At 71.5% G+C, this 12,566-nt stretch carries 9 protein-coding genes; 1 reads left to right on the forward strand and 8 read right to left on the reverse strand.

The annotated features are described in order from the left end of the window. Positions 1–142: 142 nt before the first annotated feature. The 4 genes from ASC64_RS12415 to ASC64_RS12430 all read right to left on the reverse strand — a co-directional run bounded on the left by ASC64_RS12415 (position 143) and on the right by ASC64_RS12430 (position 8,322). Positions 143–2,509, reverse strand: a complete 2,367-nt coding sequence (locus tag ASC64_RS12415; RefSeq protein ID WP_156385159.1) for an ATP-binding cassette domain-containing protein — start codon at positions 2,507–2,509, stop codon at positions 143–145. An 82-nt stretch (positions 2,510–2,591) separates the two neighbouring features. Further along, positions 2,592–6,071: an ATP-binding protein gene (locus ASC64_RS12420; protein WP_056907808.1), complete on the reverse strand. Its 3,480-nt coding sequence runs from the start codon at positions 6,069–6,071 to the stop codon at positions 2,592–2,594. A 2-nt stretch (positions 6,072–6,073) separates the two neighbouring features. Continuing rightward, positions 6,074–6,832 (reverse strand): DUF4194 domain-containing protein, encoded by a 759-nt coding sequence (locus tag ASC64_RS12425; protein ID WP_082550408.1) that lies wholly within the window; start codon positions 6,830–6,832, stop codon positions 6,074–6,076. Then, positions 6,829–8,322: a DUF3375 domain-containing protein gene (locus ASC64_RS12430; RefSeq protein ID WP_056907809.1), complete on the reverse strand. Its 1,494-nt coding sequence runs from the start codon at positions 8,320–8,322 to the stop codon at positions 6,829–6,831. Before ASC64_RS12430 ends, ASC64_RS12425 begins: the two co-directional genes overlap by 4 nt. 814 nt (positions 8,323–9,136) lie before the next feature. Between ASC64_RS12430 and ASC64_RS22075 the strand changes: the two genes are divergently transcribed. Continuing rightward, entirely contained in the window at positions 9,137–9,328 is a 192-nt protein-coding gene (locus ASC64_RS22075) for a hypothetical protein (RefSeq protein ID WP_156385160.1), read from the forward strand. Positions 9,329–9,429: 101 nt separating this feature from the next. On the opposite strand, the gene ASC64_RS12445 is transcribed toward ASC64_RS22075, so the two are convergent. The 4 genes from ASC64_RS12445 to ASC64_RS12460 all read right to left on the reverse strand — a co-directional run bounded on the left by ASC64_RS12445 (position 9,430) and on the right by ASC64_RS12460 (position 12,419). After that, positions 9,430–10,224 (reverse strand): sensor histidine kinase, encoded by a 795-nt coding sequence (locus ASC64_RS12445; protein WP_162245802.1) that lies wholly within the window; start codon positions 10,222–10,224, stop codon positions 9,430–9,432. Between the two features lie 190 nt (positions 10,225–10,414). Next, positions 10,415–10,990 carry a hypothetical protein gene (locus ASC64_RS12450; protein WP_156385161.1) on the reverse strand — a complete coding sequence of 192 codons (576 nt, stop codon included), beginning with the start codon at positions 10,988–10,990 and terminating at the stop codon, positions 10,415–10,417. A 146-nt stretch (positions 10,991–11,136) separates the two neighbouring features. Continuing rightward, positions 11,137–11,487: a hypothetical protein gene (locus ASC64_RS12455; RefSeq protein ID WP_082550409.1), complete on the reverse strand. Its 351-nt coding sequence runs from the start codon at positions 11,485–11,487 to the stop codon at positions 11,137–11,139. Then, positions 11,484–12,419 carry an SDR family oxidoreductase gene (locus ASC64_RS12460; RefSeq protein ID WP_082550410.1) on the reverse strand — a complete coding sequence of 312 codons (936 nt, stop codon included), beginning with the start codon at positions 12,417–12,419 and terminating at the stop codon, positions 11,484–11,486. The genes ASC64_RS12455 and ASC64_RS12460 overlap by 4 nt, the downstream gene beginning before the upstream one ends. Positions 12,420–12,566 lie beyond the last annotated feature (147 nt).

Consider the following 12,566-nt stretch of genomic DNA (forward strand, 5'->3'; position numbering starts at 1 on the left):
CTTCGTCGGGTGTGGTGGGTCGTCCCCCACCCTTGCCGACTCACCCCCTCCACGGATCACCTGTGAGGATGGTCGGCCCGCTCGTGGACGGACGGGTCTCGACGCGCCACCGGCCGTGCACTGCCGACCGGCGCCGGGTGGCTCAGCTCCGCGCGAGCCGCCGGGCGAGGTACGGCGCAGTCGCGCTGCCCTCAGCTGTCGCGATGTCGGCCGGCGTGCCGGTCGCGACCACCCGACCACCGGCGTCTCCCCCGCCGGGACCGAGGTCGATCACCCAGTCGGCGGTGGCGATCGCGTCGAGGTCGTGCTCGACCAGGACCACCGTGTTGCCGGCGTCGACCAGCCGGTGCAGCTGGCGGAGCAGCAGCGCGGTGTCCGCGGGGTGCAGTCCCGAGGACGGCTCGTCGAGCAGGTAGAGCGCGTGGCCGCGGTGCGCTCGCTGGAGCTCGGTGGCGAGCTTGATGCGTTGCGCCTCACCGCCGCTGAGCTCGGTCGCCGGCTGTCCCAGTCGCAGGTAGCCCAGCCCCACCTCGCGCAGCGTCTGGAGGCTCCGTGCTGCGGCCGGCACATCGGCGAGGAACGTCGCGGCGTCGTCGACGGACATGGCGAGGACCTCGGCGATGTTCGTGTCGCGATAGGTGACCTCGAGCGTCTCGGGGCTGTAGCGATCTCCGTGGCAGGCCGGGCAGGGTGCGTAGGTGCCGGGCAGGAAGAGCAGCTCGATGGAGACGAAGCCCTCGCCCTGGCAGGTCTCACACCGTCCTTCGGGGACGTTGAAGGAGAAGCGGCCGACCCCGTAGCCGCGGGCTCGTGCCCCGTCCGTGGCGGCGTAGAGCTTCCGGACGGCGTCGAACATCCCGGTGTAGGTCGCGAGGTTGGACCGCGGTGTCCGGCCGATGGGCCGCTGGTCGACGAGCACCAGCCGGTCGAACGACCCGATGGCAGTGGGGTCCTCCGCGAGCACCTGGCTGACCAAGGTGGACTTGCCGGAGCCGGACACCCCGGTCACGGCGGTCAGCACACAGAGCGGGATGTCGACGGACAGGTCGCGCAGGTTGTGGCGGCTCACGTCTGCCAGGTGCAGCCACCCCTGCGGAGCCCGTGCCTCGTGCACCAGCCGCTCGGCCCGACCGAACAGGTGCGCGCTGGTCGCCGACTCGGTGACGTGCTCGAGGTCGGCCACGGGGCCGCTGTGGAGCACTCGTCCCCCGGCCTCGCCCGCGCCGGGACCGATGTCGACGACCCAGTCCGCACGCCGTACGACGTCGAGGTCGTGCTCGACGACGAACAGTGAGTTGCCGGACGCCTTCAGCCGGTCCAGGACGTCCAGCAACGGCTCCGCGTCGGCGGGGTGGAGGCCGGCGGACGGCTCGTCCAGGACGTAGACGACCCCGAACAGACCGGAGCGCAGCTGGGTGGCGATCCGGAGGCGTTGGGCCTCGCCCGGCGACAGCGTCGTCGAGCTCCGGCCGAGGCTGAGGTAGCCCAGCCCCAGGTCCAGCAGCACCTCGATACGGGCGACCAGGTCGGCGCTGATCCGCACCGCGACCTCGGTGGACTCCTCGGGCAGCTCGGCGACGGGTCGCAGCATCGCGACCAGCGCGGTGAACGGCAGGTCGTTGACCTCGGCGATCGAACGACCGAGGAAGGTCACCGCGAGGGCCTCCGGCCGCAGCCCGCTGCCGTGGCAGTCCGGGCAGGGCGCGTCCTCCACGAACCGCAGGGCCCGCTCGCGCATGCGCTCGCTCTTGGAGTCGGACAGGACGTGCATGACGTGCTTGCGCGCGCTCCAGAACTTGCCGTAGTAGCCGTGGTCGATGCGTCCGGGCTCCGGCTCGACCAGCACGGAGGGTTGGTCGTCGGTGAACAGCAGCCAGTCGCGGTCCTTCTTCGCGAGCCGGCGCCACGGCTTGTCGATGTCGATGCCGAGGCCGGAGACGATGCTGCGCAGGTTGGCTCCCTGCCAGGCGCCGGGCCACGCGGCGATCGCGCCCTCACGGATGCTGACGGTCGGATCGGGGACGAGCAGCTCCTCGGTGACGTCGTGCACCACACCCAGGCCGTGGCAGCGCGTGCACGCACCCGACGCGGTGTTGGGCGAGAACGCCTCGGCCGGGAGGTGGTCGGCCCCGCTCGGGTAGTCGCCTGCTCGCGAGTAGAGGATCCGCAGCAGGTTGGACAGCGTCGTGAGCGTGCCCACGGAGGAGCGGGACGTGGCCGCGCCGCGCCGCTGCTGCAGCGCCACCGCCGGCGGCAGGCCGGTGATCTCCTGGACGTGCGGAGCCCCGACCTGCTGCAGCAGCCGACGTGCATAGGGCGCCACCGACTCGAAGTAGCGACGCTGGGCCTCGGCGTAGAGGGTGCCGAACGCCAGCGACGACTTCCCCGACCCGGAGATCCCGGTGAACGCCACCATGGCGTTGCGGGGGATGTCGACGTCGATGTGGCGCAGGTTGTGCTCGCTGGCTCCGCGTACGCGCACGAAGCCATCCGTCGCGTCGGAGGTCACGTGTCCCCCGTACCCCGACCGACCTGACACATGTGAGCCGTCAGCCATGTCTGCCCGCGCCGGCCGCGCCGGCTGGACACGTCTAGGAGTGGCCACGGGGCGGTTCGCCGACCCGGCCTGCGTCGGTGATCGGCGTGATCCACGACTGGTGGGTCGTGCTGTTCTTGGTGATGGCGAGAAGCTCGTCCATGTGCGGCTCGAGGCCCGTCACCTTGTCGAGCGGCACTCCGACGATGAGCTGGAAGCCGAGGCCGCGCCAGGCCTGCACGGCGCGGCCCGCGAACTCGGAGTCGGCTTTGACGAAGCCCTCGTCGAGGAAGACCGGCGCGAACCGGGGCCGCGAGCGCATCTCGTCGCCCAGCCGGAAGCGCAGGGCGGACCCGACGATGAAGGCCACCAGCTCCTGGCTCTCGCCGCCGCTCTTCTCCCCGAGCGTCCGGTAGGTCGCGCGCAGCTCGCCGGTGGTGTGGTCGTAGCGCTCGGCGCTGATCTCCACGTGGCGACGTACGTCGAGCAGGCGCTCGCGGTCAGTCAGCGACGTCGCCTGGTCGCCGACCTGGCTGGGCTTGCGGAGCTGCTGCATGAACCTGCTGAGGTCGGCAAAGCGCTTCTCGAGCGCGTCCTCGTCCAGCTCGGAGGTCGACCCCGACGAGAGCGCACGCAGGTCCTTCATGAACGTCTGCACGTGTGCCGGTGCCAGCCGCCGCAGCCGGATCCGGAGGCGGTCGCCCGACGCGCCGAACTCCAGGCGGCGCAGGATCGCGTTGATCGGCTCGAGCCGGTCCTCGATCTCCTCCACCGACGCGGCCATTGCTCCGACCAGCGGCACCAGGTCCTGGCCGCTCCACTCCGTGAGCCGGCGTCGCCACTCCGCCCGCCGGGCCGCGAGGCCCTCGCCGCGGATGTCGTGGAGGATGCGGGCGTAGTCGGGGTAGGAGTCCGCGCTGGCGCCCAGGTTGGGCGAGTCCCACTGGAGCTTGTAGACCCGGAAGACCTGCGCCAGGTCGTCGTCGACGCGGCGCACCTCGGCCTCGGCGTCCCCCACGGCCGCGCGGAGCCGCTCGGCGAGCCGCTGCGCGGACTCCGCGAACCGGTCGAGGTCGTCGGGGTCCGCTGGCGCGGCCGCGGCGGCGAAGTCGGCTGCCAGGGCAGCCTCCTGGTCGGCGCTGAGCTCGACCTTGCCGGCGGTTTCCATCGCCTGGAGCCGGTCCTTGACGGCGTCCTCGTCGTCGACGAGCTCACCGTGGGCGGCGTTGAGCTCGCGCTGGCGCTGCTCGACGGCGTAGCGGGCCCGTCGCGTCTCCTCGAGCCGCTCGGTGAGGTCGCGGATCTGCGACTCCAGCACCTGCAGCCCGTCGTCGGCGTCGAGGATCTCGGTGCGACGGCGCCCGAGGTCGGCGATGCGGCGGTCGCTGCCGTCGACGTCGAGGTCGTCGAACCGCGCGGTCGCCACCAGGTCGTACGACGTCCGCTGCTGCTCCAGCACGCGTGACGCGCGGTCCAGCGCGGCCACCTCCGCACCCTGGGCGTCGAGCCGCTGCTCGAGCTCGGCGAGCTCGGCGTCGACCTCCGCGATCGCGTCGGCGTTGGAGAAGCCGATGATGTTGCGGGTGTCGTTGCGGCCGTGGACACCGCGACGGCCGTTGCGGGTCTGTCCGGCAAGGGTGACCCGGTAGCCGGCACCCGCGAGGTCGTCGGCGGACTCCACGCACAGGGCGTTGCGGGACGGCTCTGCGACGTGTGCCTGCACCCAGCCCGAGAAGGGCGAGTCCTTGAAGACCAGCTTGCCGGCGACACGCTCCGGATCTGCGGGACCGAGGTCGGGCAGGTCGAGCTCGACGCCCTCGAACGTCAGCCGACCGCGCAGGCGCAGCCCGTCGATCGCTGCAGAGAAGCGCTCCAGCCGGTCGAGCGGTACGAGCATCGTCCGGGCGCTCGCACCGAGCACGGTCTCGACAGCCGTGCGCCACCGCGTCTCGTCGGGTGCGACGTCCACCAGCTCCGCCACGAACGGCAGCTCGGCGACGTCGAGCCCGCTGGCCCGCGCGACCTCCGCGCGCAGCTCGTCCATCCGGGCCGGCACCCGTCCGGCCCGGCTCTCCAGCGACGCCCGCTCGCGACGCAGCTCGGCCTGGCGCTGGCTCAGCGGGAACTGGTCGCGGAGCACGGCGTCACGCTGGCGCCGGATCCGCTCCTGCTCGCGCTGGAAGCCGGCCAGCCACTGCTGGGCGTGCATCTGGAGCACGGTGAACGACTCGTTCGACAGGAGCGCGGCCTCGACGTCGGGCGCCTGGGCGTCGGCGGCGTCGATGAGCGGGAGCAGCCGCTCCTGCATGACGCGGCGGCGCGCAAGCCGGTCCTCGCGGACCACCTGCTCCTGCTCGAGCGACAGGGCGAGCGACCGGAGCGTGGAGCCACCGGCCGCGCGGTGCGACTCCCTGGCCGCCTCGAGGTCGGCGAGGTGCGTGCGCTCTGCCGCGCTCGTGGTGGCGAGCTCGTCGGCGGCCGACGCTCGCGCGGCACGGTTGTCGACCACGGCGGTCTCGATGAGGCCCAGGTGCGTGCGCAGCAGCCACATCCGCAGCGGCGTGTCTCCGTCGCGCGTCACGCCGTAGGAGTCGAGCTCGGCGAGCCTCCGCGTCGCCGCGACCTTGCGGTCGTGGAGCTCGACGATCGGCGTCAGGAGCTCGAGCTTCTGCTCCTCGGTGCGCATCGCCGAGTGCGCGGTGTCGAGGTCGTCGAAGTGCTCGATCGCACGGTCGGCGGCGGCGAACGTCGAGGGCCGCTCGAGCACCATGTCCTTGTAGAGCTCGTCGACGCTGCGCACCTGGTTGCCCGCCTGGATCCGGGCGAGCAGCCTCAGCGCCTTGGCGCCGTCGCCATTGGCACCGATGCCCAGGCGCGCGTGCAGCACGGCGGCGAGCTCCGCGTAGGTCCGGTGGACCCGGATGCCGGGGAAGAGCTTCTTGAGCGTGTTGGCGTGGAACCGCTCGGGCACCGCCACCTCGAGCGTGTCGAGCGCCACTGCGCCGTCCTGGGTGGCCAGCTGCATCTGCACGTCGCCCGACCGCGTGGCGCGACGCGGCACGTAGTAGGTGCGCAGCACCGTGAACCGGCCGCCCTGGTCGTTGACGAAGGTCATCGCGATCGCGCCCCACGTGTCGGCGCCCATGCCGCGGAGCAGCTTCTCGACCGGCCGACCCGTGCGCGGGTCGTCGACGACGTCGACGGCACCTCGCAGGTAGGACAGCAGGTTCCGCTGGCCGACGCCGCGCGCCCGGCCCGCGACGGCGTCGTTGGAGGCGCCGTTGAACTTGGTGTCGGACGGCATCATCAGCGCCGTGTAGGCGTCGAGGATCGTGCTCTTGCCGACACCGGAAGCGCCGGAGATCATCGTCGCGTCGCCGCGCAGGGGCACGACGGTGAGCCCGTCGAAGCCGCCCCAGTTGACCATCTGGAGCAGCGCCGCGCGCCACTGCATCGTGTCGTCCCCGGGTGTGGCGACGTCCCGCCGCTCGAAGAGCCCGTCGGGTGTCGTCTGCTCGATCTCGTCGATCGACATCTTCACTGCTCCTCTGCGACGTCGTCGAACAGGTCGGCCGCGTCGTCCGGATCGGGCGGGACCTCGCTCGCGTTGGCGGCCACCAGGGCCTCGAGCAGCTCCTTGAGCAGCTCCAGGGGGATCAGCGGCTCCACGGCCTCGCTGATCTCGAAGCGCTCCTCGGACCCGGTGGCGATCAGTAGCCCCGACTTCACGATGCTGGTGATCGCGTTGCGCGCCCGCTTCTCGTCACCCGCGGCATCGGTCGCGTGCGAGGGTCGGAAGCTCGCGACGTAGCCGACGATGTCCTCACGGTCGACGAAGACACGCGCGTCACCGCTCGCGGCGCCGGCGCGCAGCCGGTCGCGGAGGTGGACCAGCACGAGTGTCTCCTCGCGCGACCACGCCGCGTCGTAGAGCATCGTCGGGAAGCGGCTGCCGGTCTCGGACGTCGCCTGGCGCTTCCACGCGACCTCCCGGGTGCGGTCGACCTGCAGGTCGAGGAAGAGGTCGTTGAGCCGGGACCGGAGGAGGCGCTCGTGCTCCACCAGCACCTCCCAGTCGCGCGGGTGCGTGCGGGCACTGATGAAGCGCTGCTTGAGCAGGGTCACCAGCGCGCGCCGCTGGGCGTACGCCAGGCCGCCCTCGTCGCCCTCGAACAGCGAGAAGGAGACGTCGTCGGACAGCTCGTCGTCCTCGATCCCATCCTCGATCCCGTCCTCGATCACGGCTTCGAACCCGGCTTCGACGTCGTCGATCCCGGGGTCCGTCTCGACGCTCATCCGGTGGTCTCCTGGGTTGCGGGCAGATCGGGGTCGGGCAGTGGTGTGCGGGGCACCGCGAAGGTCCGCCGGCTCCCGTCGGGGCGGACGGCCTCGAAGGACTCGAGCGACTCCTCGGCCCGCCAGTCCCGGTCGGCGGCGAGGTGCAGCAGACCGAAGATCTCGACCGGCCGCCGCAGCGACGGCTCCAGCCCGTCGAACAGCGCACCGAGGGACGCGACGGGAAGGAGCGAGCCCAGCACGGCGTCGAGCCGATCGCGCAGCGTCGCGAGCTTGGGTCCACCCTGGGCGACGAGCTCGGCGAGCGAGACCGGTGGCGCGAGGTCGGGGTCGGGCGTGCTGATGCGGTCGGGCAGCACGTCGTCCGCCGGGTCGTGGAACCGCTCGCGGAGGTGGTCGATGCTGGTCCGCGCGGGCAGGAGCGCGACGTCGTGGACCGCGCGGGGGCCGGTGGTGGCCATCCAGGCCATCAGCTCCGCCTCGACCTGGCGCAGCGTCTGCTCGAGCTCGCGGTCACGGGCCGCGTCGTGGGAGACGATGTACTCCTTCAGGGTCGCCGTCACCCGAGACCGCTGTGCCAGCACCCGGTCGAGGCCGTCGCGCACGAGCCGTACGGTGCCGCGCAGCTCGGCTCGCTCGGCGTCGCTGAGGATCCGGTCGGAGAGCGGGTGCTCCAGCAGGTCGGTCAGGTCCTCGCGCAGCTGCGTCACCAGCGCGTCGTCGCGCAGCAACGCGAACGCGCCCTCGAACGCCCGTCCCTCGTGGGTCGCCGTCATCAGCGCGTCGGCGCGGGCGAGGTAGTCGTCGATGACCTCGCCGGCGGGACGGTCCTCCGCTCGGAAGGCCGAGAGGATCTCCGACCGGATCGTCGCGAAGCGCTCCTCGACGCGAGCGAAGTCACTCGGCAGCGCCGAGATCAGCGACAGCAGCTCGGTGAACCCCTCGAGCATGAAGTCCTCGGTGGCACCCTCCAGCTCACCGCCGTCGACGAGCCGGTCGCGCTCCGCCTTGAGCCGCGCGATCTCCTCGTTGAGGATCGTCACGCGTGCCGTCCGGTCGGGGTTGGCCTCGGTGTTGAAGCGGCGGACCGTGCCGAGGATGGTGGCGACCCGGTGCTCGCTGAGCGTTGCCCGATCACGGGCGAGGTTCTTGACCAGCTCCAGCGCCTGCTGGGCGTGCGAGGTCAGCGCGTAGACCTCGTGCCCCGCCTCGTCGAGCGAGCGGACCAGCCACTGGCCACGCATCCAGCGCTGGCAGACCTCGCGGCCGGTGCCGGTCGGCACGTCCTGCTCCCCCGCCAGCCGCATCCGGCCGAGGTGCTCCTCGACCTGCGTGTGCAGCCTGGCGGTCGGGATGGGGTTGTTGCTGCGCCCGAAGGCCGTGCGGAAGATCGTGATCACGACGGGCGCCTGGCGCTGGTGGAGCAGCGTCAGCGTGGGTTGCGCGAACGCACCCTTCACGCGCGCAAGCTCGCCTGCGACCTCGCTCACCTCACGCCCTTCCTGACTCGTCCCTGCCGTGCTCGGTGCGCAAGCATCCCAAAGAGCACCGACGAGACGTCACCCGAGTGGGTCAACGACCCCTCGCGGGCGCGTTCCGCCCTGGCTGCGAGCGCCGACGTCGGCGCTGTCGGGACGCGGGCCTCAAGGCCGACGGCTTGCCGGGCCGAGCGTCCGGGACCTGCCGCCCGCACCTTGCGCCTGCTCGCACGTCGTCTCGACTGACCCTCTGTCCGCTCCACCGCGGCGCCGCGCGAATCGTGCGAGCGATCGTGTCGCTCCGCAACGTGCGGGCCGCAGACGGCCGTGCCGTCCTGCATCGCCGGAGGTCGCGCCCAGTCCACCTGGTCGAGCTTCCGCCGGAATCGCGTGCTCCGGTCCTGGCCGCCTATCAAGCGGCTGGCGCCGAACGCAGCGGGCAGTCGGCAGCCCGGTTGCAGGCGAGGTTCGACTTCGGTCTGGACCCGAGTGCCACGGTGGCTGACTTCGCACAGATCGCCGACCGATACCCGGTCTTCGGGGTCCACGACCAAGACGAGGAGCACCGATGCGCTGGCTGATCGGGGTGTTCTTGGTCCTGCACGGCCTCGTCCACGCCGCAATCTGGCTCCCGCCTGGCAGCACCAGTGCGTGGTGGGCCCACCCCGCGGGGTGGGACGGCGCGAAGGGCAGTAACGCGCACGCGTTCGGCGACGCTGAAGAGATGAGGGTCCAGCGGCGCGGCCCCACCCCCCGGGGGCTGGGCCGCTGGAGTCTCACAGCGGGCGGAGCCCTCCGATCCAAAGTCAGCAGGAGCGTCAACGACATGCTCAACGACTTCCACATGATGGTCCTGGTCGTCCTGGCCACCCAAGGCGGCATCGCGATGCTCTTGGCCGTCATGGCCGCGCTGGAGCCCGACAAGTCCTCGCGGATCGGGCCGGGGAACGTGACAGGCCGCGCACCTACTTCCCGGTCCGCGGAGCAGGTCGCACCGGTCCTGAGCGGCCATCGCTGACCGGCCGGCTCGATCACCTGTCCTGTGCTCGTGACGAGTCACGGACGGCGGAACCCATGACAAGTCCGAGGAGCGGCTGTGGGCAACGGTCGAGCCTCGCATCACAGCCGATGCTCGGCGCGAGACTGGGCGACGCGACCAGCGCCTTCGGCATGCCAGCTGCTCCGGTTCGCGTCGTTCTCAGACGTTGCTCTCGGATGGATCGACTGCCGACGGAAGGGTGACGGTGAACGTGGCCCCGGCCCCGAGGTCGAGTCGACGGCGATGCCCCCGTCGTGACGCTCGACGATGCGGTGGACGATGCTGAGCCCGAGGCCGGTTCCTGGCACGGCGAGTGCTGCCGGGTCAGTGGAACGGAAGAACTCATCGAACAGCCGGTGCTGGTCCGACTTCGAGATGCCGATCCCGGTGTCGGCAACCCCCAGCCGGACGTCACCTTCGGCGCGGTCGAGCGAGACGGTGATCGTCCCTCCTTCGGGCGTGTACTTCACGGCGTTGCTGAGGAGGTTGACGCACAGCTGGAACAGCTCGTGCTGCCCGCCTCGGACGCGTACGGGCGTTGGCGGGACGTGCAGCTGGATCTCGAGGTGCTTCTGGTCGATCGTCACGCCGAGCAGGTCGAGCGCCTCGCTGATCACGTCGGTGAGATCGACTGACTGGACGTCCGGCACGGTGTCCGGATCGCCTACCTCAGCCAGCAGCAGGTCGTCGATGATGCATCGCATCCGTTCGACCGCACGCTCCATGGCTGCGGTCGAGTCCGTCACGGAGGTGGTCAGGTCGGGCTCGAGCGCCGCCTGCCGCTCGACCCCGCTCCAGTCCGTGCTCGGTCCCCGCCGGGTCAGGGCGACACTGCCGAGGCACTCGGGCCCGGCGCCGATCGGGACGAAGAGCATCGAGGACGCGTGGAGCGTGTCGGACATGCACTCGTGGAGACGTGCCGCCTGGCGGTCGTCCAACGACAGGCCGGCGACCTCAGGCGCGGCGCCGGCAGTGACGACCGCGACTCCGTCAGACACTGACCTTCCGCGTGGCCGCTCATGCCGCTCGACGGCCCGTGCAGTCCCTGGTGGTCTGGCCGATGGTTCACCGCCTGCGGTCGTTCCGGGACGACGCCGCGACCAGGACGACTGCCCCGGCCACGACCGCGAGAGCCCCGCACACGCCTTCCGATGCGGCGGTCGCGTCGACGTCGTGCTCGGCGAACACGGCGTTGGCGAGCAGCGCCAGTCCCACCACGATGCACACCAGCGCCGCGACGCGCGGCGGCCGGCTCACCGCCGAGATCAGGCGCATCCCTGTGAGCGCGAGCACGATCGCCGCTCCGAGTGCTCGTACCGCGTTCGTCTGCCCGGGCCGTTCCAGCGGGTACAGCGCCCACTGGGCGACCGTCAGGAAGACAGCGATGAGCAGCAGCAGCCAGCCCGCGGGCCTGGTGGGCCCGGGACGTCGGGACATCATGGCGGCGCTCTCGAGCCGGCGCCGTCGGCGCTCCACCTCGGTTGTGCGACGGCGCGCGGCGGCCGACGTCGCAACCGTCTGTCCCGGCGCGACGCCTTCGTGAACGGTGCCGTGCGCCACCTGTCCGACCACACTCAGGGCGGCAGACGTGTGGACGTCGTAGAGGACTCCCCCGCGCCAGGCAACGACGGCACCGGCCACGGCGATCGCGCCGCCCAGGACCGACCACGGCCATGAGAGAAGCACCGCTCCTACCGACAGCAGTGCCAGGCCGACGATCGAGATGACGGTTCCGCCCCAGACCCACCGTGGGCGGACCATGCGCCGGGTGGACGACCGAGACGACGTCATGCGACTCGGACGTCCGTCAGGTCCGCGACGGCGAAGACGAGGGCCACGGCACCGCTGGCGAGCGCGAGGCGACGGTGGTCGGGGAAGGAGCGGGCCAGGCCCACCGTCGAGACGGCGTGGACGAGGTCGATGGCGGCGTCGACCTCGGGAACCCACGTCCGCGACGGCGCGAGTCCAGCGACGGACTGCAGGACGTACCGACCGCCCAGGATGCGGGTCACGCGCCGCGGCCCCGTGCCGTCGGCGGATGCCGTGCTGCGGAGCAGCCACTGCGGACGCAGCAGCGCCGTCGCGCCGAGTGCGAACCGGGCCACGTCGACCGGCCGGACGCCATGGAGGTCCGTCATCCGATGAATCCGTGCTCGTGCGAGCGGTCGTCGAAGCGGCCGTGGGCTCCGAAGTCATGGCCGCCAGGGCCATCGACCGGTGCCCAGAGGTTGACGGGCTCGTCGCCCGACCGGCGTTCGTCGGTCTGCTGCGAGGCCACGCCAGTCCGAGCGAGATAGCGGTCCAGCAGTCCCGCGGCCACCCGGTTGGCCACGATGGTGGCCGCCGTGCTCAGGCCGACCCATCGAGCCCGCCGCTGCGGGTGGTCGAGAGCCTTCATGACACCCCGCGCTGCGACCTCGGGCTGATAGATCGGCGGCACTGGCTGCGCCTTGTTCGGAAGCCTGGAGAGCACCCAGTCGAACTGCGGCGTGTTGACGGCAGGCATCTCCACGACCGTGACCTGGACTCCGCTGTGCTCGTGCATGAGCTCGGCACGCAGGGAGTCGTGGAACCCCTCGAGCGCGTGCTTGGCCCCGCAGTAGGCGCTCTGCCCCGGGATGCCGCGGTGGCCGAGGGCCGAGCCCACCTGCACGATCACGCCCCGGTTGCGCGGACGCATGTGCCGCAGAGCTGCCCGGGTCCCGTTGACGTAGCCGAGGTAGGTCACTTCGGTCACCCGCCGGTACTCGTCGGCCTCGATGTCCTCGAACCGCGCGAAGACGGAGGTGAACGCAACGTTGATCCAGGCGTCGATCCACCCCAGCTCCTCTGCCGCCCGATCGGCGGCAGACTCGACGGCGAGGTGATCGGCCACGTCGACGGGGATCGCGACGGCCTGACCGCCGGCGCTCTCGACGTCACGTCGGGCGGCCTCCAGGCCGACCTCACCGCGCGCGAGCAACGCCACCCGGTCCCCGCGAGCACCCAGCATCCGCGCGGTGGCCCGGCCGATGCCCCCGGACGCGCCGGTGACCACGATCCTGCGGGGTGACGGTGGGATGGTGCTCATCTGTCCTCCTCGATGGTCCCTGTCGCCAGGCTCGCGTCGCTGGCGAGCAGTGGCGCCCTTCCCATCGACGCCTGCTCGACTTTGAATGCGCTGACGCATCTATATGCCAGCATGCCACGCCGTTCAACACGGTTGGGACCAGAGAAT

This window comes from Nocardioides sp. Root122 (assembly GCF_001425025.1).
Classification (GTDB): domain Bacteria; phylum Actinomycetota; class Actinomycetes; order Propionibacteriales; family Nocardioidaceae; genus Nocardioides.

Coding starts and splice junctions, on each gene's coding strand:
- ASC64_RS12420 (WP_056907808.1), bottom strand. CDS start 6,071: ATGTCGATCGACGAGATCGAGCAGACGACACCCGACGGGCTCTTCGAG.
- ASC64_RS12425 (WP_082550408.1), bottom strand. CDS start 6,832: ATGAGCGTCGAGACGGACCCCGGGATCGACGACGTCGAAGCCGGGTTC.
- ASC64_RS22075 (WP_156385160.1), top strand. CDS start 9,137: ATGCTCAACGACTTCCACATGATGGTCCTGGTCGTCCTGGCCACCCAA.
- ASC64_RS12445 (WP_162245802.1), bottom strand. CDS start 10,224: ATGCTCTTCGTCCCGATCGGCGCCGGGCCCGAGTGCCTCGGCAGTGTC.
- ASC64_RS12455 (WP_082550409.1), bottom strand. CDS start 11,487: ATGACGGACCTCCATGGCGTCCGGCCGGTCGACGTGGCCCGGTTCGCA.
- ASC64_RS12460 (WP_082550410.1), bottom strand. CDS start 12,419: ATGAGCACCATCCCACCGTCACCCCGCAGGATCGTGGTCACCGGCGCG.